Source organism: Dyadobacter sp. NIV53 (genome assembly GCF_019711195.1).
Taxonomy (GTDB): Bacteria; Bacteroidota; Bacteroidia; order Cytophagales; family Spirosomataceae; genus Dyadobacter.
Genome location: NZ_CP081299.1, coordinates 5,927,892 through 5,953,613, shown reverse-complemented (window position 1 = coordinate 5,953,613; position 25,722 = coordinate 5,927,892). Strand labels below are relative to the sequence as shown.

Genomic DNA, 25,722 nt, shown 5'->3' with positions numbered 1-25,722 from the left:
TTGGATTTGCTTAATGGATTATAGTAGTGTCATACATTCCTTTAAAGAATGACAGAATTGCATCTTGTATCGTTATCAAAAAAGGAGAGTTTTTAAAATATTCCTTACTTTTTTAAATTTTGTTGAACTTTGTCATTATAATTTGGTGAAGCTTAAATCAGATCATCCGGAACGGATACACTTTTTGTAAAAAACACTTTTATCAATAAACCAGTAAAGGCTAAGCTGCATGAGCTTTAAAAGACTATTCGTAATAACGGTAATTTCTTATTTCAGTTTATCTGAAATATCCTGCATTAATCAACTTGGAATAACTTTTCCATCTATTAACAAGCGTAAAAAAATTAGAAAAATAGCTCCTACGTTTGAATTTACCCATGCATTATTTAATTACCGACAAAAGTACGGCTACTGGCCCAAAAGCGAAACTGATCTTTCTTCCAGTAATTCAGAGGCTATTAAAGGAATATACAATTCAGGATTTGAAAATTGGAATTTAGGATATTTCTCTGATGATACTTTATATGTCTACTGGGTTCATGAGCCAATAATAGATGGCACCCATGTGGGAATAATTCCTATTCCCGATAAAAAAATATATCTAAAATCCAGATATATCTTCCCAAACAGACTAGTTACTACTAAAAATATCAGGAGAAAACAGTTTTTCCAGGATAATTAATTCTGAAAGCAACATAGATTTGCCTTTTCAAATTACCCCGGTTTTCACACAGTATCAGCTCGGTTGTAATTTTTCAGAGCCAAGCTCACCCCGATTTGCAATCGGGGTGAGCTTGGTGTCGCGTTTGTAACGCGTTTGTGAAAATTCTTTGGTTCGCGTATTAAAGAATATTCATAAACGCGTTGCAAACGCGAAGCCAGATAAACACCGATTGCAAATCGGTGTTAGCAGAGTTGCAAATAGGAACTAGCGTGAATCCTGAATCAGAAAAATAATATTCAAATATAATATTGGACCATATAAATTCTAAAAATTGGATCATTACTACAATCCGGTTTCACACTAATTTTATAAAACAAAAAAAATCAGGAAACACCTCTGAATATGATACAAACATATGACCTTCTTCTATTTGCTCTTGCTTGTCTGGGATTGGTAATAAGTCCGGGGCCAAATATGGTATACCTCATTTCCCGATCCATTACGCAAGGGACGATTGGCTGGATTCATTTCATTAAGCGGCATCGTATGTGGATTTTTATTTCATATCATCATGGTATCTTTCGGGCTTACAGCCGTTTTATTCGCAGTTCCTCTTGCCTACACCATACTCAAAACTACCGGGGTGGTTTACCTGCTATATCTTGCTTATCAATCCGTAAAGCCAGGCAAGTAAAGGTGTTTTTGAAATGCAGTCAGATATGGAAACAGATAAACCAGCCAGACTTTTCAGTATGGGATTTTTCACAAATGTTCTGAACCCGAAAGTGGCGGTTTTCTATCTTTCCTTTTTTCCTCAATTTATTAAAATTGAAAATGGCTCTGTGATGTCCCAAAGTTTAAAGCTTGGATTTACGCAGCTGCTTATAAGTTTTACAATCAACCTGATCATTGTTCTTACTGCTTCAAAAATGGCCGTTTGGTTTGCAACGAAGCCTCTTTGGATCAAAATTCAGAAATGGTTTATGGCCGGTATCTTAACCGGCCTCGCACTTAAAATGGCTTTGGATAAGGCAAAGTGATTAATTTTAACTTTCGGTTAATTAATGACAATCGTGGAAATTACCACATGGAAAAATCGGTTATCACAACCCGGGATTTTTATCCAAAACGTTATATGCCATTACTTTGACCAGCAATTATTTGAATCGCGTTGCAATCGCGAAGCCATTGAACACCGATTGCAAATCGGGGTTAGCTTGAAATTACCAAACGAAAAAAATCGGAATTCAGGCCACACAAATTAACATTGATGTGGCCTGAAATATATTTTAGCGGATTGAGCAGATAACCGGCTTGATGAATTTCAAATTTGCAGGCCGTTCAACAATTGAAAGCTTAGCATTTTTCCTGCCTGCCCGTGTACCATTATAGGGAGTCGGAAGCCAGAGACCGTAATTAATGGTATGCCTTACCCTTTTCATTTGATCGGCGGTAAAAGAATTGTTATGGCTGTAATAATAATCCATGAAATTGGTTGATACATAACCAATACCATCGCAGGAAGTCCTGTTATACCTTTGATCGTAATTAAAGTCATTATGATTATAAGCATAGCGGTTATAATAAGGAGTGTCTGAGCAATAATCCGGATCAAATGAAGGGCATACATTAAATTCACTGTTGCTTCCGTCGAAAACATGATCTAATCCCAACAAGTGGCCTGCCTCATGAGCTAAAATCTCCTCTGTCCGGCCACCATCAAAATTAAGGTCGACATGATTTCCATTTAAGAAAATTCCATATGGAAAGAAGGGCGTCGTCCCTGCCGGAACTACACCAAAACCTTCCATAGGTACGGTAACGCTGGGAAAAAATGCCCAGGAAGAGCTTGCATAATCTCCGGTAATATTAGGGTAAACCCATACGTTCAGATAATTTGCCGGATCCCAAAAGGAGTTAAACGCATCAGAATAAGTATCATCAACAGTGAAGGTGTTTTTTTGATTGACAATACGGTCTAATCCTGCCGAGCTTAGCCTGTTTCCGTCCAGGCCCGTTTCTGCCGGATAAAATTCCACGAACAAATCAGAAGCGTTTACATCTTTTTGTGCCCGGTTAGTATTGAGCTGATTACGGAACGCCCTGGTCATATCATCCGTCAATTTCCGGATTTTGTCAGCTGTGAGAAATGTCATATTTACCTCGTGGAATATAACAGGCAAACGGATAACCGGGTAATTTGCCGTAGAAAGCGCGGTGACCGTTAGTTCATTACTAACCAAACCCAATCCTTTGGCCTGAAACCTATATACGCCCGGAATGGTCGTTGAAAACGTTTCAATGGTTTGTTCTTTATTAGAGAGATAAACATGGTACGGAAAATCAATATCAATAATCCGGCCCGCTTTTTGTACATCTACTTTAAATTTCAACGTATCCCTGCCCGTTGCATAAAACGCATTTGACAGGTTCGTAATACTCAATGAGAGTGTAAGTGAAGCTGTATCCCAAACCCTGACCATGATGGAATCACTTACCTGCCCGGCCAGCTTGCCTACAATCATAAAGGTTCCTTCTGTATCGGGCAAAAAAGTTTCGCCCGGTAGTTTGATATCATTAGCGTAATAACTTATTGCTTCCTGCGGTGCAGCAATTACAGTGCCTTTTTTATCATAAACCGTTGTATTTAAAGGAATTTCACCCTTGTCAATACCCAGAAAATAGTCGATCTGTACTGGTTTTTTGATACTTAATTTATTCACTTTATCAAAGCGGTAGAAGTCATCTGTTTCAAGAACCAGCTCTGATTTACAACCGGAGAGAAAACATACAGATAACAATATACTCAAAAGCTGAGCGGAAAACCGTGCGTGAAATTTCATGGCGGATTAAATAGAAATGGAAAGGATTACTGAACGGTTTTTGATATTGGATGTGGAAGAAACAGAACGCAGGCCGGCTTCATACCGAAGCTCAAAGACAGGCCGTTTCCAGACATAAATACCCGCAGAAACGGAATAGCCGTAATCGTTTGTCACATTGAGATTATCCGCAGTAACCTGATCTTTTTCCCATGATCCTGCTCCTGTTTTAGACCTGGATTTAATTCCGACACGGCGTGCATAATAACCGCCCAGTGCAAGGTAAGGGTTGATTTTCTTAAACCCGGGTTTTATAATAAGTGGTAATGCACTGATCTCAATGTACTGCAAACGGTTAGTACTTTGGATAGCAATACGGTCATTAGTAAACGTTTCCCTTGCTCCCTTGCTTAAATATGACAATTCGATCCGGGCGTTGTAATATTTTTTAGTAAAAAGATCCATCGCAAGTCCGGCATGCCATGCCGGCAGGGAGTTTTTCCCGGGAGCAGGAACCAAAAGATCCGGGTTATGGCTGAAAGAACTCGCCAAACCACCGAACCGAATACCAAAGTAGTTTACGGAAGGTTTCTTTTCCGGAACGGAAAGGCTGTCAGGGTAACTGTTCTGAGCAATAATAATCAAAGGGCAAATAACAAACAAACAGGTAAAAAATGTTTTCATTGATGAAGGTAATTGGTCAAAAATGGCCTTGCTAAATTTAGTAACTTCAAAAGTAATACTTTTATACTTATTAGTATTGCTTTGGCAAGATTGGTGGGGAGATTGATTCAGTTCGAAATAGGATAATTTAGTTACTGTTAATTTTGATATGCCGGTAAAAACCGGATTGTGTTCAAATACCAGAGTCATAAAATACCCCATGAAAATTGATATTAGTAAGCAATTACTACCAAAATCATTTCACCAAACAAAAGGGATCAACCCCTTTACCGTCCTCTTATAGTCCAGATATTCATTTCCAAACTGCTCAATCAAAGCTATTTCTTCAATCCTGATGCGCATCTGAAAAACGATGATGACGGAAATTGTTACAAGGATCAGACTGATCCAGTTATTAAGCGAAATCCCAAAACCTACAAAAGTGAGAAGTGAAGCAAAGTAGGAAGGATGTCTCAGGAACCGATAGATACCATCCTGTTTAAGCTTATGATCTTCCCGGATTGTAACATCGACCGTGAACATCCTGCCTAATGAGATTACTGTGGCAATCCGTAAAATAATGCCCAGATACATAATTCCAAGCCCGATATACTGAATGACTGGATTAGTCAGGATTGGCACAAAAATATTCATTGAAATAAAAACGGCAAGTGTAATTGCTGCTACAACTGTTATCCAGATAATGGTCAACGTGTTTTTATCAGCATTCTGTTTATCTGTACTTTTCGAGCGTAGCATCCTGTTCAAAATCACTTCTGAAAGTAGCCAGATCATGTAAGTAATTGGAAAAATCAGGTTCATATTTTTCAAAAAAGTTTAATAGAATTGAAAGTAAGTGATTTATTATTATAATTCCTCTTTTACAAGGCCATGCACCGGATTGCCTTGCTTCAAATCGGTTTTTTGCCTGGCCTTTATAACCAACGCAGTAACCAATCCGATTTTTCACCCAATTCTTCTATATTTGATTTCTGATCGACAGGAATATCAAAAATAATTTTCTATATCACTTCATCATTCAAATAACGCATGCCGTATACAAAAGCCCGGGTGCTTGAACTGGCTCCTGATGATGCCTCAGCGAAAGCAGGACTGCAATTAGCTAGTAATGCCAAATGGGTGGTAAAAAGTGTTAATACGAAAGCTCTCTGGGGAGATTGCCAGGGCAGCGGCAAAACGCCATATAAAACAATCGTCGACCTGAGTAACATCGCTTTTAAATGTTCCTGCCCAAGCCGAAAACTCCCCTGCAAGCATGGATTAGGGCTTTTGCTCCTATATACCCAACAACCGGATGTCTTTTCTTATGAAGAAAATTTACCAGCAGAAGTGTCCTTATGGCTCGATAAACGGGAAGTTAAGGAAATTGTAAAAGAACAGAAAGAGCCAAAATCGGTAGATGAACCGGCCAAAAAGAAAAGAGAAGAGGCACGATATAAGAAGGTAGATGCAGGGATTCAAGAATTAAGATCCTGGATCAGCGATGTAGTAAGAAGCGGTATTATGACTGTTCCCCAAAACATTTATCAGTTTAACCAGAATATTACAGCCCGGATGATTGATGCCCAGGCTGGCGGTCTGGCAAATCAATTGAGACAGATCAATAAGATTGATTTCTATAAAGACGGATGGCAAAAAGCACTGATCAAAAGATTATCTAAAATCTACCTGATAACTGAGGCATTTCAGCGTAAGGAAAATTTACCACCGGCTTTGGTACAAGAACTGCAAACTTTGATTGGCTGGACAACAAGTAAAGAGGATGTACTGCAAAGCGAGTCGATTCGTGATAAATGGACTATACTTTCTATTACCATTAATGAAGAAGACAACCTCCGGGTTGAAAGGATATGGCTGTACGGCAATGAAAAGAAACGGTATGCTTTAATTCTTAATTTCTACGCAGGGAGCCAAATGCCGGAACATTTGCTTATGAAAGGAACTCAGTTAAATGCTGATCTTGCGTATTTCCCCGGGTTAAATCCTATGCGCGCGCTGATAAAAAATCGCGAACCGGTTCTTGAAACTGCATTTCAAATAGAAACCACAGATCAGATACTTTCGGTTTTTGAAATAGTAACTAATACATTGTCGGCCAATCCATTTACAGAACAAATTCCTTTTATAATAAACAATGTCTCGCTTGTTTATGACCGGCAAAATTGGTGGATAAAAGACAAGAATAATGATGCGGTCAGCTTATCCAATTACACAGACGCTTGCTGGAAGATGCTGGCCTTTTCGAAGGGAAAAGTTTGTTCGGTTTTTGGTATTTATGAAAATGAAAAATTTGAGTTGTTCACGATCTGGTCAAAAGATAAAACCTGCTTTGTCAAATGATAGCCAATGAAATATTAAAAGCTGGTTTGCTGGGCACCGACAAATACATGCCGGGATCAATTGCACCTTTAAAAGAGGTTCAGGAAAAGCTGGAAAGTCATAATTCAGGAAAAGAAGACCGCTTTCTGAAACTGGCGGCAATAGCTTTATTGTATGAAGAATGTGGCAGATTACCTGAAAAAGCTGATCTAAATCTGCCTGTTTGTCCTGAAGAAACTGCCGTCCTTATCAGCAATTCCGTCGCATCAATTATGGAATCGGTGTTGATAAACAAACAGGAAGTTTTATTTCAATATTTGATTTTTATCTGTAATTGCAAAAAGCAAGTACTGTCGCCGGAACTGGTTCCAATTGTGTTGAATAAAGCTTTGGAACACAAGAAAACAGCACGGCCTTTGGTGGACAGCTGCGGTAAACTTGGAAAATGGCTGTGCCAGCTGAACCCCGAATGGGCTATTCTTTTGGATGAAAGTGTGGAGGGGGACATCTGGAATACCGGAAATCATGAAAGCAGGAAATCTTTTTTGACCATACTTCGTGAGAACAATCCGGCTGAAGCGCTCCTGCTTTTACAGGAAACAATTAGTGAAGAAAATGCAGTGAACAGGCTGTCTTTTCTTGAAGTTCTAACCATCAGCTTGTCCATTCAGGATGAACCGTTTTTGCAGGGATTGGCCAGGGATAAAAGTCAGAAAGTGAAAGATGCTGCCATGGGTTTCCTGCGCATGATTCCGGGTTCGGCGATCAATAAAATGTATCTGGATTTTCTGTCAAAGGCGATCCATTTCAAAGAAGAAAGGCATTTACTGATTTATAAAAAGAAGGTACTTTATATTGATGAAACCATCATTGCGGACGGAGAAATTTTCAAAACCGGTATTTCCCGGTTGAGTTCGGAAAAAGGTGTAAATGACCAGGTTTATGTCATTGGGCAGCTTTTGGCCAATATGGATCCAATAATACTGGAAGAGAAATTTCAAATATCAGAGCAAGATTTGCTTAGCGCGCTTCTGGCACATAAAGAGGTTAAAACACTGATACCATTTATTGGAAAAGCAGCAGTTTCATTTAAAAACAAAAATTGGGCAATTGCATTACTGCAAACAAAAAGTATACGGGATATTGGTTTACTAAATGTACTTAGTGAAGACGAAAGACAGGGTTTTTACGAACAATTTCTTGATCATGACATACAACCGGTATTAAATGTTATGCTGAATAACATGGACACGCCCATTATGCCAGCAATTGCAGAAAAGTTGCTGACACATCTTTCGCGAAATCCATACAATATTACACAACCTGTTTACCAATTACTTGCATTACATCTTCCACAAGGATTTCTGAACAAATTGCAGGCACTTTTAAAAGGAACAGAACAGGATTACCAGTCGCGGTATTTCAGATCCCAGGTTTCAGAAATGATCAGTATCATCGAAACAAAAACACTTATTCATACCTAAAAACCAGCCAAATGTCACAACCCATCTTACGGCTTTCAGCTGAACAGCAGTTTGCAGAGGAATTAGAAGAACTTAAAAAACTGGATAAAAATACCCGGCCCGAAAACTGGCTGTTGTCTCCGCATTCCGTGGTCACTTATCTCATGGGTGGCAAGTTGAATAATGGTTTTGAAATAACACCCAAATATATCGGCAACCGAAGGCTCATGGAAATTGCCGTTGCCACTTTAACTACGGATCGCGCTTTGTTGTTATACGGACTTCCCGGAACGGCCAAGTCGTGGGTGTCCGAGCATATTACAGCAGCAATTTCCGGCGATTCTAATCTGGTTGTACAGGGAACGGCAGGCACTAGCGAAGAATCTGTACGTTACGGCTGGAATTATGCCAAATTACTTTCCGAAGGTCCCGTACCGGCTGCCATTGTAGAAACGCCTGTCATGCGGGGAATGAAGGAAGGCAAAATTGTGCGCATTGAAGAACTTACCCGGATTGGTTCGGATGTGCAGGATACTTTAATCTCCATACTTTCAGAAAAAATGCTTTCTATTCCGGAACTGAATAACCAGGTTCAGGCGGTTCGCGGATTCAATATTATTGCCACGGCTAACAACAGGGACAAAGGCGTAAATGATTTGTCGAGTGCTTTGAAAAGAAGATTTAATACTGTCATTCTTCCAGTGCCTGAAAGCATGGATGAAGAAGTGGAAATTGTAAGGCAGCGTGTGACAAGTTTCAGCAAAAGCATTGAACTGCCAATAGAAAAGCCGATCCTGGAAGAGATAAAAAGGATTGTCACCATTTTCAGGGAATTGAGAAATGGCGTGTCAACCGACGGAAAAACCAGGTTGAAATCCCCTTCCGGTACGCTAAGCACAGCCGAAGCTATTTCAGTGATGAACAGCGGTTTGTCACTTGCATATCACTTTGGAGATGCAGGCCTGAAAGCAGACGATATTGCAAGCGGGCTCATTGGTGCGGTAATTAAAGATCCGGTTCAGGATAAGATCGTTTTTCAGGAATACATGGAAACGGTATTGAAACAAAGAGATGGCTGGAAAGATATTTACAGGGCTTGCAGAGAAATTGTTTAATGTCCGTTTTTATTCATATACATACGGCTTACAACTTTAAACCCAAACCAGAAAATGTCACTTCATCTATTAGGTATCAGGCATCATGGTCCCGGTTCGTCCAGGCATGTACTGGATGCGCTCGCGGCTATCAGGCCGGATATCATACTTATTGAAGGCCCGCCGGAAGGAGAAAATATGCTGCAATGGATCGCACATCAGGACATGAAACCTCCGGTTGCACTACTGGCTTATGTACCCGACAATCCACAACAGGCTGTTTTTTATCCCTTTACTTCTTTTTCTCCGGAATGGAATGCTATCCGTTATGGCCTTGAAACGAATATACCAATCCGATTTATTGATATGCCATTAATTCACAAACTGGCAGAAAATCAGGAAAGCCCGGAAATAGCCGGGCCTTCTTCACTTCAGAATGAGGAAGACAGAAATACCTTTATTACAGAAAAAGACGAGCGTTATATCCGTAAAAATCCTATTTCCTGGCTTGCAGAAATTGCTGGTTTTGAAGATGCTGAAGAATGGTGGGAACATCAGTTTGAAATAACCCATCATCCGGCAGAAGTATTTGAAGCCATCGCCGAGTCCATGACGGCACTTAGAAATCATTTACCAAAAAAAACAGATAATACGGAGAGCATCAGGGAAGCATTCATGCGTAAGGCGATCAGGACTGCCCAAAAAGAAATGTATGCTAAAATTGTCGTCATTTGCGGAGCTTGGCACGTACCCGCTTTGAGCCAGATGCCCAAGCAGAAAGACGATGAAGCTTTGTTAAAAAACCTGCCGAAAACAAAGGTGGAAACCAGCTGGATTCCCTGGACAAACGACCGTTTATCATTTGAAAGTGGATATGGAGCCGGACTGGAATCACCGGGATGGTATCAACATCACTGGCAATATCCGGATGACAACGGCCCGCTCTGGCTAACCCGGACGGCAAGAGTTTTTCGAAAAAACCAGATTGATATTTCCTCTGCACATATTATAGAATCGGTCAAACTGGCTAATGCTTTATCCGGATTGCGTGGATTGAGCCGTCCCGGACTTAAAGAATTGAATGATGCGACCCAGGCAGTCATGTGCATGGGCGATGACATTTTGATGAAACTGATCAGGAAAGATCTGATTGTAGGCAGACAATTGGGGCAAATTCCCGAAGGTACGCCACAGGTTCCGATCCAGCGAAATCTGGAACAACTGATTAAGAAATTCCGCATGAAGATCAGCAATGAGGACAAAAATATCAAGCTCGATCTGCGTGATCAGAACGATCTGCAAAAAAGTATACTGCTTCATCAGTTGTTATTGCTGGATGTGAATTGGGGTGTTATTCAATTCAGCAGCAGCAAAGGCACTTTTAAAGAAGAATGGATAGTATGCTGGTATCCCGAACTCACAATTAAACTGCTCGAAAAGGCGCCTTGGGGAAATACCGTAGAAATAGCTGCTAATAAATACCTGGAAAATACTGCAAAAAACTGTTCACATCTGGATGAAATAACGACCCTTGTCAGTAAAGCATTACCTGCCGAATTACACAACGGTATTCGTCTTGCGATGAAACGCATGGATGAACTTGCAGCAGGAACTTCCGATACCACGGTGTTAATGAATGCTTTTGTTCCGCTCGTGCAAGTGAGCCGGTACGGAAACGTGAGGCAAACTGATCTGGATACGGTCAATTTAATCCTTACTTCTATATTTTACAGAATTGTTGCCGGGGTTGCTTTCAGCTGTACCGGAATTGATGAAGAACAGGCCGTTATCATTGGGAATAAAATAAAGGAAGTAAATCATTCTGTTTTTTTACTTGATGAGCAAATTCTCCGCGACGCATGGATTGAAACGATCCGGAAAATTGTGGGTTCACCGCAAACAGCACCATTAATACAGGGCAATTGCTGCAAAATATTATACGACGCCCATTACCTGACCAATGAAGAAACGGCCGTTGAATTTGCAAAAGCATTATCGGTCAATAACGAATCCGCTTTTTCAGCAAACTGGCTTGAAGGCTTTCTGAAAGATGCTGCCACAGTTCTAATCCTGGACGACAATATATGGGATGTTGTCAATGAATGGGTTACTTCTCTTGATAAAGAAATATTTTTACAAGTGATACCATTGCTTAGAAGGACTTTTGCGATATATAACAATGTAGAAAAGCGAAAGATTGCGGAAAGAGTAAAACAGGGCAAACACCAGTTTGTCAATACGATTGTGCTAAGTGGAATTGATGAAGAACGGGCCAGGACAGTGTTGCCTGTTTTGGAAAAAATAATGGGATTTTAAAAAGAAAGAAATAATGGAAAATGATCCTATAAAACGCTGGCGGCTGATTCTTGGAAAAGAAACTCAGGACGAACTTACTTCTTCTTTCAATGTACAGGAAACCGGGATTGACAAAACACTGGATGCTCTATACAACTCCAGCAAGAAAGGTGGCCTTGGCCCTTCTTCTCCCAATGTTTCGCGCTGGCTGGGTGATGTAAGGGAATATTTTCCGGCTTCGGTCGTGAAGGTAATACAGCAGGATGCGCTTAAAAGGCTAAACCTGACTGCCATGCTCACAGAACCTGAAATGCTGGCAACGGTGGTTCCTGACGTTCATCTGATAGCTAATCTGATGACACTCGGAAAGCTAATTCCTGAAAAAACCAAAGCAACGGCTCGGCAGGTCGTCAGGAAAGTGGTAGATCAATTAATGCAAAAATTGGCAGCACCTACGCAACAGGCCATTACCGGCATGCTGAACAGGGCTTCCAGAAACAGCAGGCCGAGGCACAATGAGATCAACTGGAACGAAACGATCCGTAGAAACCTCAAACATTATCAGCCTGAATACAAAACAATTGTCCCTGAAATAAAAATAGGCTTTGGAAGAAAACGCAAAGCTATGAAAGACGTCGTTTTATGCATTGATCAAAGCGGTTCTATGGGTACGTCGGTTATTTATTCAGGTATCTTCGGAGCCGTAATGGCCTCTATTCCAGCTATTAATACAAGAATGATTGTCTTCGATACCGCCGTCGCTGACCTTACGGAAGACCTGGACGATCCGGTTGATTTATTATTTGGCGTACAGCTCGGCGGCGGCACAGACATACACAAAGCATTAAGTTATTGCCAGCAGATCATCAGCCGACCACTGGATACAGTGCTCGTTCTCATCACCGATTTGTATGAAGGCGGCAACCAGGAAGAAATGAGAAAAAAGGCTTTTCAACTGGTCAGCAGCGGCGTGCAGGTCATTACCTTACTTGCGCTTAATGACGATGGTGCGCCTTCTTACGACCACGACAATGCGGATTTTTTGGCTGAAATCGGTATCCCTGTATTTGCCTGCACGCCGGACAAATTTCCTGATCTGATGGCGGCCGCATTAAGCAAACAGAATATTGCGGACTGGGCAGGGCGTAATGAGATCAAGGGAGTTTGAGTTGTAATGATTATAGCCTTAGCTGATTACATTTTATTGTTTAAAAACTATATACATTCTTTTAGAAAACAAAATCCTCCTTATTAAATTGAAATCAATCCTGTCCAGCAGAAAAAGAAGAGGTGCCGCATTTCTTATTGACCATTTCATTATTTCCATGTTAATGGTTTCCGTAGTTTTTTTGACACTCGGACCTGACCTGGGAGATGAAAAAAGCGTGTCGAACCTAAATTTAACGATGCTTATAGTAATGCTGCCTGGTTTTCTGCTATATTTTTGTAAGGATAGCATTCATGGTATCAGCCCCGGAAAATGGATTATGGGAATAATGGTTCGCGAAGAAGGGGCGCCGGACCAAATACCATCGTTTGGCAGACTTTTATTAAGAAATCTTTTTACCATAATCTGGCCGGTTGAACTTCTGATTTTGGCAATAAATCAGAAAAAGAAAAGACTAGGTGACCAGGTTGCAAAAACAATTGTTCTTCAAAACCCAAACAAACCAGCCAGGCTTCGACGTATTCTGGTACTGGCCGGAATCGGAATTTCCTTTTTCGCTTTTACTATTCTATTTGCAGGTTTTACAATGAAAAGCTCAGACGCTTATAAGGTAGCGGTTGATGAAATAAAGAGTAATAAAGAAATCCAGGCTGAAACAGGTGGAATAAAAGGATTTGGAATGATGCCAACCGGAAACATAAATATTTCAAATGGGCAGGGAAAAGCTCAACTGGAAATAAAAGTTTTAGGAATCGAGAAGGATCTGAATATCAGTGTTTATCTGGAAAAAGAACCCGATGGAAAATGGAAATTGATAAATATAGAAAAGTAGTGATAAACGGGAGATGGACTTTTTCAGGTAAATCCAAATTGTAAATTGTCTTGTTCGGCTGATACGTTTTCTCACCTAATTCACCGATACCAAGCCGCGTCGAAGGGAATGTTAAACTGGCACACAGGTATCTTCATATACAATTTGATAATTATCTTATGACTACATGGTTGTAACCATATAGCAGGGCATTTAATTTGCCGCGAACGTAACGGCTATATAGAAAACAGATACCAGGCTTTTCAATAACAAGTAGTAATACTAAAAAAAAATGGCTGAATAGGGGGTATTAATGGCTGAGTTGTCAATTTAAAAACTCATCTAATTAATTTTAATATGAAAACTTTAATAACCTGCCTGATTTTCTCAATGATCGTATTTAGCAGCTGCGATAAGGAAAAAGTCGTTGATGAAACCAGCCTGCCATCTCCTGCAAGAGAATTTATAGAGGCCCATTTTCCATCCGTTTCCATCTCACAGGTGGTTCGCGACCGGGACGATCTGACTACTTCCTATGACGTGATTCTTGACAATCAGGTTAAGCTTGAATTTGATAAATCCGGTGATGTCAAAAGTGTAGAAGGAACCAGAACAGAAAAGCTGCCCGATTCTATGATTCCGGCAAATGTTCTTGGATATGTGCAAAACAATTATGCTGATCATTTTATAGTTGAATGGGATAAAGACAAAACAGATCAGGAAATACAGTTGTCCAATGGCCTGGAACTAATCTTTAACCTGAGTGGAACCTTCCTCAGAATAGATAATTAAACTCCACGTCCTCCCCTATTCGGGGAGGATAAATCCTAATTCCGAAATTTTGATGTTTAAAGAATAATGCGCTCGGCGCACGCAGGGTGGTAAAAGCTTGGCATTTGAACTTATGAATTCTGCCAGGCAACGTTTTGTAAAGGCTGTACGTTTTACAAAGGCAATGAATGAATCCGGGAAAATATGATCAGTAAAGTTGGATTTGGTGGAAGCTGCCACTGGTGTACAGAAGCTATATTTCAGTCGTTAAAGGGTGTGGTTCAGGTTGAACAGGGCTGGATTGCTTCCGACGGTGCTGCGTATTCCTTTTCTGAAGGTGTGATTGTGCATTTTGACGCCAAAGTGATTACCCTGAATACCCTGATCGCCGTACATCTTCATACACATAGCAGTACATCAAAACACAGCATGCGTTCCAAATACCGCTCTGCTATTTACACGTTTGATGATCACCAAACTGAATTATCCAAAGTAGCCCTTACGCTTTTACAAAATGATTTCGATAGTACCATCATTACCCAAATCATCCCTTTCAAAGATTTTAAACTTAATCAGGAAACATATCTCAACTACTACTATAGCAATCCGGACAAGCCATTTTGCGAAAATATCGTCAGCCACAAACTGCGGTTACTTTCACAGCAATTTTCCAATGAAGTTGATAAAAACAAGTTAGCAGGATTAGCACGCAGCTAAAAAACCTTTAACAAAGATCAGCATATACGAAACTTGGCTCTTCTGACGAACTAAAATGTATCTTATCCATACCATTTGCTAATTGCAATTACATAGAAGAATATAGTTGGCCTTAAATCACTTACAAATTGAAGATCTGAAACAAGCCGCAATTATTGTCGCTTCGTTCGTTTATCAGGCTGCCATGCACCCGGATTTATTGCCAAGAAAACCATTGGTGAAGGAAACGTTTTTATTTGAAGGACTGTAAAATCCGTTTTCCACTGCTTTAAATTATAGTTCTTATTTAAAGAATGAAAAATAATTTAATATTGTAGCACTGCCTTTTCCAGTCATAATTAATAATATGGCTAAAAACAGAAAAAAATATACTGACAACTTTATGCCATCACTCAAACTTTATATGGTTTTATTAGGCTGCAAACCGCAGGGAAGACATGTGGAACAGCATGACGTTTTCTTTGGGATCGCCAATTCGCTTACAGAACTTGTCCCGGAAATGAAAGACTTCTGGCCTGATTCCGGACAATTACACATCGATGCCTGGCGTGAAGTAAATGTGGTTGAAGGTTACTATATTAATGTACAGCAAAAACCGGCAGCAGAAGATCAAGCGGAAATACAGGACAACAAACTATTTTTCGTTAATCTGGGAGGATACCAGCCATTCAAATTTGAAGAACAGCACTATATTTTGCTGACTGTCAAAGCAAACAGAGCTGATGCAATGAAAGAAGCAAAACAAACTTTGTTTTTCAAAAACAACCATTTTGGCGGCGCAACATCCCATATCGACGACAAATACGGAATCGATGTCGATGATCTTTATCTGATTGAAGATATATTGTCGGCTGACCAACGAGATAAATACAGGATTGTCCTTACACCTCTGGAAACAGAAAAGCAGGATGAAATCCACCTGGGGTATCTGAAATTATCTTCACTTAAATAGCATGACAAAGATTCATAAAAGGAAAACCTGATCGTTATTCAGAGTCCATTAATGCCTGAACATCAGCAGCAAAATCCACCTGTTTATAAATTCTGTTGAATTATATTCAATTCTTTTGATCGTAAAATCCATCTTTACAGTTATATAAGTAAGTATACGTGTCGAAATTACGTGTATTGGGATATTTTTTAAACCTGTTAACTTTTAACTACAATGACTAAAAGTATTTTGCTCATCCTGACCGGGGCTGCGTTTGCTTTTGCATCCTGCCAGGACAAGCCATCGGAAACGTCGAGTGCTTCCCAAAATGACAGCACTGCGGCACCTGTTGAAACACAAAAAGCAAACTCAGATTACAAACCTGCATTTGCCGGCCAGACAAGAATCGGTGCTGTAAAATCTGCTACTGCTTACGAAGGCAAAGTTTTAACCAGCGATCTTAAAAATCCATGGGGTATTACCAGTCTGCCTGACGGACGCCTGATCATTACTGAAAAAGCAGGTACCATGCGCATTGCAACTACCGACGGAAAATTAAGTGCTCCTATTACCGGAATTCCTACCGTCAATTCTGATGGCCAGGGAGGTTTACTGGGTATCCGCGTTGATCCGGATTTTGAGAAAAACAGAATGGTATACTGGGTATTTTCCCAGGCGCTTTCCGGTGGTAACCTCACTGCCGTAGCCAAGGGAAAACTATCAGCAGATGAAAAGAAAATCGAAGGTGCAACCGTCATTTACCAGGCTACACCCGCTTATGCCAGCAATCTGCATTACGGTGGCCGCATTCTTTTTGACAAAAATAACGACCTCATCATCAGTACAGGTGAACGCTCTGACACCGTTACCAGGCCACAGGCTCAGCAATTGAATTCCAGTCTGGGAAAAGTGATCCGTATAACGAAAGATGGCAAACCGGTTGCCGGAAATCCGTTTGAAGGAAAAGCTGGTGCGAAACCAGAACTGTATTCTTATGGGCACCGGAATGTACAGGGACTAGCATTTCATCCGGTTACAGGTGATTTATGGGAAGTTGAGTTTGGCCCGAGAGGTGGTGACGAGCTTAACCGCATCGAACCTGGAAAAAATTACGGCTGGCCAACCATCACTTATGGTATCGAATACAGCGGCAAGAAAGTCGGTGATTCTATTCAGGTAAAAGATGGAATGGAGCAGCCTGTTTATTACTGGGATCCGGTTGTTTCTCCGAGCGGGATCACATTTTACAGCAGCGACAGCATTCCTGAATGGAAAAATAACCTTTTCATTGGCGGATTGAGCAGTATGCACATTGCCAGGCTCATCATTGAAAACAATAAAGTGGTAGGCGAAGAAAGACTTCTTGCAAGCGAAGGCCAACGTTTCCGCGACGTTACTGAGGGTAAAGACGGTGCACTTTATGCAGTTACCGATCAGGGCAGATTATACAGGGTTTATAAAAAATAAGGAAGAATCTATAAACCTGCCATGTGGTCATTTGTAAGTTTGAATCGTTCAGGTGGCGGTCCAGACAAACAAATGGCCACATTTCTTTTAAAATCGTTCCCAGGTTAAAAAGTTAAATCTTTAAAAGAGAAACGTAAATGATCATATACTTTCGAACCGGATTATAATTTAAACACGATTATTATAATTTCGTAAATATCAGTTAGACCCGTACAATAACATTATAGTGTTGAATATTTCTTCGGTTTGGTACCCATATATTGCTCAAAAACTCTTGAAAAATGGCTGAGATTGGTAAACCCTAATTGGTAGCCAACCTCCGAAACTGCCAATCTCTTTTCCTTCAGTAATCTTGCAGCCTCCTGCATCCTTGCCGACTGGTAGTATTCAAAAACACCTTTCCCGAACGTTTGTTTAAACAGTTTCCGCAGTTTAGGTTCACTCATTCCAGCTGTCTTTGCCTGTGTTGCAATATTGGGCGGTTCATCCAGATGCGACTGCAAATGCAGCTTGATGGCATAAATAGCTTTAATATCATTGATATGTATACCGCTCGTTGGCACAGCTTCCCGTTGCATTAACAGGGAAAAAATGTTGCAAAGCAATTCTTCACATTTCAGCTTGCAATAATGACTTTCCATACTTTCCGGGACAGGTACATACAGGATTTCACTTGCGGTTTTGATTATTTCAGGTGAAATGCCGGTCTCATAAGCAAAGTGTTCTCTGGCTTCCATAATACTGACTACTACCGGGTGAAAAATGCTGCCAAATGCCTGGCGCAGGTATTGTCGTGAAACCGCAATCGTAATACTGTTAAAAAAAGTATTTGACGGCATCGTCAGCACCGAAGAAACAGCATGTGCGCAAATAAATACGCTGGCCTGTTCTGGCAATACCTGTTTTTCCTTTTGTGCAGAATTGGAGAAAACACCGCTTAGCATAAAAATAATATCATCCTGTCCTTCTGCGAGCTCATTAGTCCGTTCTATCAAAATTTCCTCGTGCAGATAATAGTTGCGCACCAGCAACCGCAGGTTGTTGTCCAGCCAGGTAAAACCAGTGATATATCCCTCACCCTTACTTTCCGGAATATATAAAAAACGCCCGTTGAAGGTAGAACCAATGGCTTGGGCAAACTGCGACATAATACCCGAACCTTGTTTATCAGTAACCGATATTTTCATTTACGACTGTTTTTATATCAATATGGGTTATTTTAACCATAAATGTAGATATACTTTTGTAAGTATAAAAAACAGAAAATATGTTACTTCAAAATAAAAAGATAGCAATTATAGGTGGGGGTCCGGGTGGACTTACACTTGCCAGGCTTTTGCAAACCAAAGGTGTTGATGTAAAAGTGTATGAAAGAGACGAAAACAGAAATGTAAGAGTGCAGGGTGCGACGCTTGACTTACATTTGGAATCGGGATTAAAAGCGCTTGAAGAAGCCGGCTTGATGGATGCATTCAAAGCGAATTACAGGCCTGATGCCGACCGGCTGCGTGTTGTGGATGAAAACGCAAAAATTTTCTTTGATGAACATCTGGAAGAATCGGCCAGCGATTTTGGAGATGAATGGTTCAGGCCCGAAATTGACCGTGGCCCGTTAAGAAATATTTTACTGGATTCTTTAAAGCCCGATACCGTTGTTTGGAACAGTCATATCGTTTCATTAAAGAGCATTGATAACACCTGGAAAATCATTTTTCAAAACGGCAAAACTGTTATTGCTGATATTGTGATCGGAGCAGATGGGGCTAAATCCAAAATTCGCCCTTTCGTTACGCCAATCAAGCCTTTTTATTCAGGCGTTACGGTATTGGAAGGCAATATTTCTAATTCTGAAAAGAACGCTCCAAAAATTCACGAGTTATTAAAAGGTGGAAAAATAATGGGATTGGGCGACTCAAAAACAATATCAGTAAGTGCCAAAGGTGATGGAAGTCTGGATTTTTATACTGGCTGGAATGCAAATTCCGACTGGGTTGCAGAAAGTGGAATTGATTTTAAAAATGGCAAACAGGTTCTGGAATGGTTTAAAACGGAGTACGCCAATTGGGATAGTATCTGGCTCGAATTATTTGAGGCTGAAGGCACGACATTCACTCCATGGCCTCAATATTGTATGCCATTAGACCAAAAATGGGAAGCCAATATAAACATCACAATTATCGGCGACGCCGCGCATGTCATGCCTCCATATGCGGGTGAAGGTGTCAATATGGCCATGCTCGACGCTTTGCAACTAAGCGAAAGTTTGACCAGCGAAGCGTTCATTGATGTGCAATCCGCAATAGCACATTATGAAAAACAGATGTTTGCAAGATTTGCGGAAACAGGTAAGGATACAATGGACAATACAGCGTTTATGCACGCTCCTGACGGGCTTGAAAAATTGTTAGAAATGTTTAATCAATTACCCAATTAGCAGAATCATCCATACCAGCACTATATTGAAGCAACCATCCATGTACCATTGGAAAACAATAAATTGATAATCCATTAAGGACAGAATAAATCCCTGGAACGATATCCCGTTAGCTGATTATGAGTTGCATATGCAGCATGAGGATGTCGGACAGGCTAAATTTCAAACTGTTAATAAGGAAGATTTGCGGGAAAGAGCAATGATGTCCGGATTTGAATATCGGTTCGGAAGAAAATTTTTTACCTAACGGAAAGTCATTCTTTACCTTTGAATTTTCTAAAAGCAGCTAACAAAATATGGGCAATCTACCGCAAGGGGCAATAACAAAAGCGACATTACCAATCGCTTTTGTTAAGCCTCAGTTAAATGATTGTCGAAATTCCAAAGGTGAAAGTTTCGTTTTTGTTTTAAATAATTTACTGAACGACTGCGGATGCTCAAAGCCTAATCCGTAGGCTACCTCACTCACCGATAAGCGCGTAGCAGATAATTTCTCTTTTGCTTTTTCTATTAGTTTGTTGTGAATATAATGATGTGCATTTTGTCCTTTAAGTGAACGCAGCATGTCACTCAGATAACTGGGCGTAATATTTAGATGTTCCGCAAGGTATTGAACAGTTGGGATTCCCGTATTTAAGCCTTTTCATTATTGAAAAATTCGTCTAAAATTTCTTCCAGTTTTACCAATAAATCGTTGCTTACAGCTTTTCGGGTAATAAATTGTCGCTTATAAAAACGGTTACAGCAATTTAGCAATAACTCAATCTGGGAGATTATCACATCCTGGCTAAAATCGTCAATCCGACTGTTGAATTCCTCTTCAATGAGGTTGAAAATAGAATGAATAGTAGCTTTTTCTTTGTCTGACAAATGCAATGCTTCGTTGGCAGAATAAGAAAAGAAACCATATTGTTTGATCTTCTTTGCCAATGGATAATTCCATAGGAAATCGGGATGGACCAGCAAGGTATATCCGGAATGTTCTCCGCCTTGCTCATAGCTGCCAATTACCTGGTTAGGAGAAGCGAACAACAAACCTCCTTCATCAAAATCGTAATAACCCTGGCCGTATCTCATTTTGCCGCTGAATTTTGGCCTGTACGATATTTTGTAAAAATTCAGAACGCCCGTATGAGGTAATTTACTGACATCGATCTGGTTATCTGCATTATCTATTAAACTGATCAGTGGATGCAATGGCTTGGGCAAACCAAACAAGCGGTGCACGTCGGATATAGAATCAAATTTATCAGCTTTATTATCTTCCATTTTGAATAGTTTAGTGCAATGATAACCGATAATTAAATATTACCGGTTATCATGATTTTACAAAGGAATTTCCTGCGTTATAATTATCTGACAAAATGCAAAATTACCAGGGAAACGGACCATCAGGACCAGAAAATGTGCCTGTCGGGCCATTTTCTTCCAAAGCTACACGGACTATGTTACGGGAACCTTCTTCGACCGTTTCAGTACCGGCGAAGTTATTGAGGGCCGTTGCAGTAAAGCCTGGGCTGGCCGCGTAAACCTTGATGTTTGTAGATTCGAGTTCGATTGCAAAGGAAAGGGTGACCGCATTGAGGGCTGTTTTGGATGCTGCATAACCTACCCCAAATCCTGCACGGTACGGAAATGAAGGGTCTGCGTTCAACGTCAGTGAGCCTACCCCACTCGATACGTTTACAATTTTCGCAGCCGGCGCTTTACGCAGTATTGGAAGCAGAGCCTGCGTAACGGCGATGACACCAAACACATTTGTTTCGTAAATTGCGCGAACTTCATCCAGTGACGCCACACTTGCACGGCCAGAATTAACCATTTCTTCAAGAGATCTTCCCGGCGTTCCGGTGTTGGATATGGCCGCATTATTAACCAGCAGGTCGAGACGGCCAAATTCATTTTGAATCCGTTCTGCTGCAGCATTGATAGATGCCTGATCTGTAACGTCGATCTGAATTGCGTAGGCATCCTGCCCTATACTTTTTGCAGCCTTTTCTCCATTTTCGAAGTTACGCGAGCCGACAAGGACAATGTAGCCATGTTCCGCGAGCTCCTTCGCCACCTGAAAGCCAATTCCCTGGTTGGCACCTGTAACCAATGCAACTGATTTGTCCTTTGTGATTATAGAACCAGTATCCGGAGTTTCATTTTGTTGTACCATGGTTTTCTTTATTATTTATGATTCTACAAATGTCAGCAAAAGCCATTCCCGGTTTGTATCCTGATTGAGGGCATTTGTAGTCAAAATGAGAAAATTCAATATCTAAAAAAAGAGACTGCACCCTTTTTAAAAGAGTACAGCCCCCTGCCATTTTGATTTATTTGTCTGACTACTTTACCACCGTCGCTTCCAGTTCAATGGCTAACCCTGCAAAAAGCCCTTTTACTTCAACCAACGTTGTTGCTTGCTTAATACCATGCTTAACTACCCAATTTTGATATACATCCGTACAGGTTGTAAAAAACTCCTGCGTCGAAGTGGTAAATACATTTAACCGTACAATTCCCTGGCATTCATACCCGGACTCGCTGATAAGGTGTTCAAGGTTCTGCATGGTATGGATCAGCTGAGCTCTCATATCAGCCGTACTTGGCTGCCCGTCTGCATCTATTGCTACCTGTCCGGAGCAATACAATGTTCCTTCGGCCTGTTTGATTTCAACCGCCTGCACCGAATTGGTATACTCGCCCCATTTCCAGGGATCAATTGTTCGCTTTTCCATTTTTTAATTTTGTTTAAACAAGGATTTTTTCACTTGATCTTACAAAATTCGTTACCGCTTCTGACAGCCTTATGTCATACCTTTTTTGGTATTATAAAAATGTTTAGCTGTTTTTCTGAACCGTTGCGAGTAAATCATGAGGATAACCCAAAGAAACAGCACTCAGCTGATTCAACTGATTGATGTGTTCGGGACTCAGTTGAATATTTGTTGCTTTCAAACCATCATGGATATGCCCGATCGTACGTGCGCCAACGATCGGAAAAGCGCCTTTTGATAAAACCCAGGCAAAAGCTACCTGGCCGGGTGTCACATCAAGTTCGGCCGCAATTATAAACAACTGATCGATCACTGTTTTTGTGATCTCATTTTCCTGATATTCTAAATCCGAACCCAGGGAAATACGGCCGGTTTCCCCTTTACGGTATTTTCCTGTAAGCAAGCCACCTGCCAATGGCGAATACATCATCGTGCCCAAACCAAATTGTGCTGCCATAGGAATGAGTTCCCGGTCTGCTGTGCGCTGTAATAAGTTGTATTCAATCTGGATGGCATTCAATTGTGTTGAACTGGCAATTGCGGCAGCTTTCCAGGCGGGAAAGTTTGTCAAACCTGTATACAGCACTTTCCCTGAACGAACCAGATCCTCCAAACCTCTTGCTATTTCTTCAAGAGGTGTTACGCCGTCATCATAATGTGGCATGTAGATGTCAATATAATCGGTTTTCAGGCGTTTCAAACTGGATTCTACTGCCTGTCTCATTGCTTTACGATGATTACCAAAATTGCTGATCCAGGGATCAGCTTCACTGCTTCGAGTATATTTGGTACAAATGATAAAGTTATTCCGCTGATGTTCAATGAATTTTCCAACCAGATCCTCAGCTTCACCCAGTTGATATGTATCAGCTATATCTATAAAATTTCCACCGGCATCTGCATAAACAGCTAATATCTGGCCGGCATCTTCAGGTGTTGATCCGTAACCCTTTCTCATTCCAAAACTGGCTGCACCTAATATGACTTCACTGGCATAAAAACCTGTTTTTGCCCCAAATAACTTATACTTCATGATAGTCTTTTTTTTATGCAAAACTGGGTAAACAGACATTTACATACAAGTACGGCTGAATTTATCTATACCCGATTTTGGTTTCGTATGACTTATATTTGCCGATCAAATCAATTTAAAATGTACCAAAAAAAGATACCGGTTTCAATAGATTGTGGCTTGCATTTGTTTATGGAAGTGGTGAATGGAAAATGGAAGGCGAACCTGATCTGGAACATTTACTCAGGCATTAAACGTCCCGGTGAATTACAGCGAAAATTGCCCAATGCTTCAAGAAGGGTTCTGGATACACAGCTAAAACAGCTGACAGAACATGGCATCCTGACAAAAATTACTTTTAATGAACTTCCTTTAAAAGTGGAATATGAACTTACGCCTTTGGGAGAAACCCTTATTCCCGCAATTGCTTTTATAGCACGATGGGGAGAAGATCACCGCTTTGAATTAGAAAAACTGATAAAGGATGGGCATTTACCGTTTCAAGAAAATTTCACAAATAAGATAATTCAAAAATAATATAGGATTAAACCTTTCATTCTGTAAGGAGATCGCGTATATTCTTTTCTTTTATTTTAAAAAACCTAACTGATGAAAATATTATTTATAACAGTCCTGGTGACTATGCAAATGTTACAACTGGCTACGGCTCAGTCCAAAAAGACAAATGCTCCGCAAGCCAAAACGGTGAACGGTATAGTTGAAGGAGTTACAGAGGCATCCGGAATCCATGCTTTTAAAGGAATCCCGTTCGCACAGCCACCTGTTGGAGCGTTGCGGTGGAAAGAGCCAATGCCTGTGAAAAACTGGGAGGGCGTACGTAAAGCTGAAAAATTCGGCCCTCGCGCCATGCAGAATGCCGTTTTTGGTGACATGGGCTTTCGTTCGGATGGAATGAGCGAGGATTGTTTGTACCTGAATGTATGGTCGCCTGCCAAATCGGCTACTGAGAAACTTCCGGTACTCGTTTACTTTTACGGTGGTGGTTTCATTGCGGGTGATGGTTCGGAAGGACGTTATGACGGTGAAAGTATGGCAAAAAAAGGAATGGTAAGTCTGACAGTTAATTACCGTTTAGGCGTATTTGGCTTCATGGCTTCTTCCGAATTAACAAAGGAATCGTCCCATCATGCATCCGGTAATTACGGATATCTGGACCAGGCCGCTGCACTTCAGTGGGTAAAACAGAATATTGCCGCTTTTGGAGGAGATCCAAACCGCGTAACTATTGCCGGAGAATCAGCAGGTTCACTTTCTGTGAGTGCACTGATGGCTTCTCCCCTGTCGAAAGATCTGTTCGCAGCTGCAATTGGTGAAAGTGGCTCGGTGCTGGGAACATTACCACCAGTTCCGCTTGCTGGAAGCAGAACAAAGCGGGCTGAAATTTGCGGAACATGTGGGTGCTAAATCACTTTCAGAATTAAGAGCCATGCCAGCTGAAAAATTGCTTGGATTCACGGATAAGCCGGGAGTTCCCAGATTTATGTCCAGCGTGGACGGATATTTCTTTGCAAAACCACCTATGGAAACGTATCTGAATGGCGAACAATCACAGGTACCCTTACTGGCAGGCTGGAATTCGGAAGAAATGAATTACAGGGCTATTTTAGGAAAAGAATCACCGACAGTTGAAAACTATACCAAAACAGTACAAAAGCTGTATGGCGAAAATGCCGGCAAGATTTTAAAACAATATGCTGTTTCATCCGACGCTGATGTTGAAAAAGTCGCGACAGATCTTGCCGGTGATCGTTTTATCGGATTTGGAACCTGGAAATGGGCCGATATCCAAAGCAAAACCGGGGGCGGAAAGCCGGTATACCGTTATTTCTATGCACATCCTCGCCCGGCCATGACACCCGAAATGGGCAATGCAGCACCTGGACTGGCCGGAGGAATTACCAAATCCAAGGATGCAGCGCCGGTAAAGGCGCCGCTTCCACAGGGAGCTGTTCATTCGGCTGAAATTGAATATGCGATGGGAAATCTTTCGCTTAATAAAGTATATGCATGGACACCGGAAGATCATAAAGTATCAGAAATCATGCAAAATTACTTTGCCAATTTTGTTAAAACCCATAATCCCAATGGTACCGGCCTGCCTGAATGGAAACCAATAAGTAAAGACCAAAATGCCCAATACATGCATATTGCTGTAAAAACAAGCCTGGAAACGGAGAAAAACCGGGGAAGGTATTTGTTGATGGACTCTTTTCTTGGGAAGCAGTAATTTGAATCGCGTTACAAACGCTGAACCAGCTCGCCCCGATTTTAAAATCGGGGCGAG

General features: G+C 40.9%; 27 protein-coding genes. 18 read left to right on the top strand and 9 right to left on the bottom strand.

What is annotated here, in order from left to right:
* Positions 1–229: 229 nt before the first annotated feature.
* The 3 genes from KZC02_RS24610 (at position 230) to KZC02_RS32635 (ending at position 1,704) form a co-directional block, all read left to right on the top strand.
* The gene (locus KZC02_RS24610) at positions 230–682 is read left to right on the top strand and encodes a hypothetical protein (RefSeq protein ID WP_221391095.1); all 453 of its coding nucleotides are present in this window, start codon (positions 230–232) and stop codon (positions 680–682) included.
* A gap of 496 nt (positions 683–1,178) precedes the next feature.
* The gene (locus tag KZC02_RS33420) at positions 1,179–1,358 is read left to right on the top strand and encodes a LysE family transporter (protein WP_221391094.1); all 180 of its coding nucleotides are present in this window, start codon (positions 1,179–1,181) and stop codon (positions 1,356–1,358) included.
* A gap of 25 nt (positions 1,359–1,383) precedes the next feature.
* Positions 1,384–1,704, top strand: a complete 321-nt coding sequence (locus tag KZC02_RS32635; RefSeq protein ID WP_221391093.1) for a LysE family translocator — start codon at positions 1,384–1,386, stop codon at positions 1,702–1,704.
* Between the two features lie 249 nt (positions 1,705–1,953).
* Here KZC02_RS32635 and KZC02_RS24595 read toward each other — a convergent pair whose 3' ends face one another.
* The 3 genes from KZC02_RS24595 to KZC02_RS24585 form a co-directional block, all read right to left on the bottom strand.
* Positions 1,954–3,507 (bottom strand): M43 family zinc metalloprotease, encoded by a 1,554-nt coding sequence (locus KZC02_RS24595; protein WP_221391092.1) that lies wholly within the window; start codon positions 3,505–3,507, stop codon positions 1,954–1,956.
* Positions 3,508–3,513: 6 nt separating this feature from the next.
* Positions 3,514–4,170: an outer membrane beta-barrel protein gene (locus KZC02_RS24590; RefSeq protein ID WP_221391091.1), complete on the bottom strand. Its 657-nt coding sequence runs from the start codon at positions 4,168–4,170 to the stop codon at positions 3,514–3,516.
* A 240-nt stretch (positions 4,171–4,410) separates the two neighbouring features.
* A complete protein-coding gene (locus tag KZC02_RS24585; protein ID WP_221391090.1) occupies positions 4,411–4,971 on the bottom strand; it encodes an isoprenylcysteine carboxylmethyltransferase family protein in 561 nt (186 codons plus the stop codon).
* Positions 4,972–5,199: 228 nt separating this feature from the next.
* Between KZC02_RS24585 and KZC02_RS24580 the strand changes: the two genes are divergently transcribed.
* The 11 genes from KZC02_RS24580 (at position 5,200) to KZC02_RS24530 (ending at position 17,206) form a co-directional block, all read left to right on the top strand.
* A complete protein-coding gene (locus tag KZC02_RS24580) occupies positions 5,200–6,510 on the top strand; it encodes an SWIM zinc finger domain-containing protein (protein ID WP_221391089.1) in 1,311 nt (436 codons plus the stop codon).
* On the top strand, positions 6,507–7,973 hold the full coding sequence (locus tag KZC02_RS24575) for a DUF5691 domain-containing protein (protein WP_221391088.1): 1,467 nt from the start codon (positions 6,507–6,509) through the stop codon (positions 7,971–7,973). The genes KZC02_RS24580 and KZC02_RS24575 overlap by 4 nt, the downstream gene beginning before the upstream one ends.
* An 11-nt stretch (positions 7,974–7,984) precedes the next feature.
* Positions 7,985–9,067 (top strand): AAA family ATPase, encoded by a 1,083-nt coding sequence (locus KZC02_RS24570; RefSeq protein ID WP_221391087.1) that lies wholly within the window; start codon positions 7,985–7,987, stop codon positions 9,065–9,067.
* A 54-nt stretch (positions 9,068–9,121) separates the two neighbouring features.
* Positions 9,122–11,362, top strand: coding sequence for a DUF5682 family protein (locus tag KZC02_RS24565; RefSeq protein WP_221391086.1), 2,241 nt, complete (start codon positions 9,122–9,124; stop codon positions 11,360–11,362).
* Positions 11,363–11,375: 13 nt separating this feature from the next.
* Positions 11,376–12,509, top strand: a complete 1,134-nt coding sequence (locus tag KZC02_RS24560; RefSeq protein WP_221391085.1) for a VWA domain-containing protein — start codon at positions 11,376–11,378, stop codon at positions 12,507–12,509.
* Positions 12,510–12,597: 88 nt separating this feature from the next.
* On the top strand, positions 12,598–13,341 hold the full coding sequence (locus KZC02_RS24555) for an RDD family protein (protein WP_221391084.1): 744 nt from the start codon (positions 12,598–12,600) through the stop codon (positions 13,339–13,341).
* Positions 13,342–13,677: 336 nt separating this feature from the next.
* A complete protein-coding gene (locus tag KZC02_RS24550; protein WP_221391083.1) occupies positions 13,678–14,112 on the top strand; it encodes a PepSY-like domain-containing protein in 435 nt (144 codons plus the stop codon).
* Positions 14,113–14,295: 183 nt separating this feature from the next.
* A complete protein-coding gene (locus KZC02_RS24545; RefSeq protein ID WP_221391082.1) occupies positions 14,296–14,808 on the top strand; it encodes a peptide-methionine (S)-S-oxide reductase in 513 nt (170 codons plus the stop codon).
* 106 nt (positions 14,809–14,914) lie between these two features.
* A complete protein-coding gene (locus KZC02_RS24540; protein ID WP_221391081.1) occupies positions 14,915–15,058 on the top strand; it encodes a hypothetical protein in 144 nt (47 codons plus the stop codon).
* Between the two features lie 132 nt (positions 15,059–15,190).
* Complete coding sequence (locus KZC02_RS24535) at positions 15,191–15,760, top strand: DUF1543 domain-containing protein (RefSeq protein ID WP_221391080.1); 570 nt, start codon at positions 15,191–15,193, stop codon at positions 15,758–15,760.
* A gap of 213 nt (positions 15,761–15,973) precedes the next feature.
* A complete protein-coding gene (locus KZC02_RS24530; protein WP_221391079.1) occupies positions 15,974–17,206 on the top strand; it encodes a PQQ-dependent sugar dehydrogenase in 1,233 nt (410 codons plus the stop codon).
* A 221-nt stretch (positions 17,207–17,427) separates the two neighbouring features.
* Here the strand turns inward: KZC02_RS24530 and KZC02_RS24525 are convergent, their stop codons facing one another.
* Entirely contained in the window at positions 17,428–18,393 is a 966-nt protein-coding gene (locus KZC02_RS24525) for a helix-turn-helix transcriptional regulator (RefSeq protein ID WP_221391078.1), read from the bottom strand.
* A gap of 80 nt (positions 18,394–18,473) precedes the next feature.
* Here KZC02_RS24525 and KZC02_RS24520 point away from each other — a divergent pair, with 80 nt between their 5' ends.
* Complete coding sequence (locus tag KZC02_RS24520) at positions 18,474–19,640, top strand: NAD(P)/FAD-dependent oxidoreductase (RefSeq protein WP_221391077.1); 1,167 nt, start codon at positions 18,474–18,476, stop codon at positions 19,638–19,640.
* A gap of 358 nt (positions 19,641–19,998) precedes the next feature.
* Here the strand turns inward: KZC02_RS24520 and KZC02_RS33150 are convergent, their stop codons facing one another.
* From KZC02_RS33150 to KZC02_RS24500, 5 genes are all read right to left on the bottom strand, one after another.
* Positions 19,999–20,205, bottom strand: a complete 207-nt coding sequence (locus tag KZC02_RS33150; protein WP_310590373.1) for a helix-turn-helix domain-containing protein — start codon at positions 20,203–20,205, stop codon at positions 19,999–20,001.
* A gap of 68 nt (positions 20,206–20,273) precedes the next feature.
* Positions 20,274–20,909: a hypothetical protein gene (locus tag KZC02_RS24515; protein WP_310590372.1), complete on the bottom strand. Its 636-nt coding sequence runs from the start codon at positions 20,907–20,909 to the stop codon at positions 20,274–20,276.
* 103 nt (positions 20,910–21,012) lie between these two features.
* Entirely contained in the window at positions 21,013–21,804 is a 792-nt protein-coding gene (locus tag KZC02_RS24510; protein ID WP_229253774.1) for an SDR family NAD(P)-dependent oxidoreductase, read from the bottom strand.
* A 169-nt stretch (positions 21,805–21,973) separates the two neighbouring features.
* Entirely contained in the window at positions 21,974–22,366 is a 393-nt protein-coding gene (locus KZC02_RS24505) for a RidA family protein (RefSeq protein ID WP_221391076.1), read from the bottom strand.
* A 103-nt stretch (positions 22,367–22,469) separates the two neighbouring features.
* Positions 22,470–23,438 carry an aldo/keto reductase gene (locus KZC02_RS24500; protein WP_221391075.1) on the bottom strand — a complete coding sequence of 323 codons (969 nt, stop codon included), beginning with the start codon at positions 23,436–23,438 and terminating at the stop codon, positions 22,470–22,472.
* 120 nt (positions 23,439–23,558) lie between these two features.
* On the opposite strand from KZC02_RS24500, the gene KZC02_RS24495 reads away from it, so the two are divergent.
* From KZC02_RS24495 to KZC02_RS32625, 3 genes are all read left to right on the top strand, one after another.
* Positions 23,559–23,954 (top strand): helix-turn-helix domain-containing protein, encoded by a 396-nt coding sequence (locus KZC02_RS24495; RefSeq protein WP_221391074.1) that lies wholly within the window; start codon positions 23,559–23,561, stop codon positions 23,952–23,954.
* Between the two features lie 72 nt (positions 23,955–24,026).
* Positions 24,027–24,842 carry a carboxylesterase/lipase family protein gene (locus KZC02_RS32630; protein ID WP_255637017.1) on the top strand — a complete coding sequence of 272 codons (816 nt, stop codon included), beginning with the start codon at positions 24,027–24,029 and terminating at the stop codon, positions 24,840–24,842.
* The gene (locus KZC02_RS32625; protein ID WP_255637015.1) at positions 24,790–25,665 is read left to right on the top strand and encodes a carboxylesterase family protein; all 876 of its coding nucleotides are present in this window, start codon (positions 24,790–24,792) and stop codon (positions 25,663–25,665) included. The genes KZC02_RS32630 and KZC02_RS32625 overlap by 53 nt, the downstream gene beginning before the upstream one ends.
* Positions 25,666–25,722: the final 57 nt, after the last annotated feature.

Coding starts and splice junctions, on each gene's coding strand:
- KZC02_RS24610 (WP_221391095.1), top strand. CDS start 230: ATGAGCTTTAAAAGACTATTCGTAATAACGGTAATTTCTTATTTCAGT.
- KZC02_RS32635 (WP_221391093.1), top strand. CDS start 1,384: ATGGAAACAGATAAACCAGCCAGACTTTTCAGTATGGGATTTTTCACA.
- KZC02_RS24595 (WP_221391092.1), bottom strand. CDS start 3,507: ATGAAATTTCACGCACGGTTTTCCGCTCAGCTTTTGAGTATATTGTTA.
- KZC02_RS24590 (WP_221391091.1), bottom strand. CDS start 4,170: ATGAAAACATTTTTTACCTGTTTGTTTGTTATTTGCCCTTTGATTATT.
- KZC02_RS24585 (WP_221391090.1), bottom strand. CDS start 4,971: ATGAACCTGATTTTTCCAATTACTTACATGATCTGGCTACTTTCAGAA.
- KZC02_RS24580 (WP_221391089.1), top strand. CDS start 5,200: ATGCCGTATACAAAAGCCCGGGTGCTTGAACTGGCTCCTGATGATGCC.
- KZC02_RS24575 (WP_221391088.1), top strand. CDS start 6,507: ATGATAGCCAATGAAATATTAAAAGCTGGTTTGCTGGGCACCGACAAA.
- KZC02_RS24570 (WP_221391087.1), top strand. CDS start 7,985: ATGTCACAACCCATCTTACGGCTTTCAGCTGAACAGCAGTTTGCAGAG.
- KZC02_RS24565 (WP_221391086.1), top strand. CDS start 9,122: ATGTCACTTCATCTATTAGGTATCAGGCATCATGGTCCCGGTTCGTCC.
- KZC02_RS24560 (WP_221391085.1), top strand. CDS start 11,376: ATGGAAAATGATCCTATAAAACGCTGGCGGCTGATTCTTGGAAAAGAA.
- KZC02_RS24550 (WP_221391083.1), top strand. CDS start 13,678: ATGAAAACTTTAATAACCTGCCTGATTTTCTCAATGATCGTATTTAGC.
- KZC02_RS24545 (WP_221391082.1), top strand. CDS start 14,296: ATGATCAGTAAAGTTGGATTTGGTGGAAGCTGCCACTGGTGTACAGAA.
- KZC02_RS24535 (WP_221391080.1), top strand. CDS start 15,191: ATGCCATCACTCAAACTTTATATGGTTTTATTAGGCTGCAAACCGCAG.
- KZC02_RS24530 (WP_221391079.1), top strand. CDS start 15,974: ATGACTAAAAGTATTTTGCTCATCCTGACCGGGGCTGCGTTTGCTTTT.
- KZC02_RS24525 (WP_221391078.1), bottom strand. CDS start 18,393: ATGAAAATATCGGTTACTGATAAACAAGGTTCGGGTATTATGTCGCAG.
- KZC02_RS24520 (WP_221391077.1), top strand. CDS start 18,474: ATGTTACTTCAAAATAAAAAGATAGCAATTATAGGTGGGGGTCCGGGT.
- KZC02_RS33150 (WP_310590373.1), bottom strand. CDS start 20,205: ATGCTGCGTTCACTTAAAGGACAAAATGCACATCATTATATTCACAAC.
- KZC02_RS24515 (WP_310590372.1), bottom strand. CDS start 20,909: ATGGAAGATAATAAAGCTGATAAATTTGATTCTATATCCGACGTGCAC.
- KZC02_RS24510 (WP_229253774.1), bottom strand. CDS start 21,804: ATGGTACAACAAAATGAAACTCCGGATACTGGTTCTATAATCACAAAG.
- KZC02_RS24505 (WP_221391076.1), bottom strand. CDS start 22,366: ATGGAAAAGCGAACAATTGATCCCTGGAAATGGGGCGAGTATACCAAT.
- KZC02_RS24500 (WP_221391075.1), bottom strand. CDS start 23,438: ATGAAGTATAAGTTATTTGGGGCAAAAACAGGTTTTTATGCCAGTGAA.
- KZC02_RS24495 (WP_221391074.1), top strand. CDS start 23,559: ATGTACCAAAAAAAGATACCGGTTTCAATAGATTGTGGCTTGCATTTG.
- KZC02_RS32630 (WP_255637017.1), top strand. CDS start 24,027: ATGAAAATATTATTTATAACAGTCCTGGTGACTATGCAAATGTTACAA.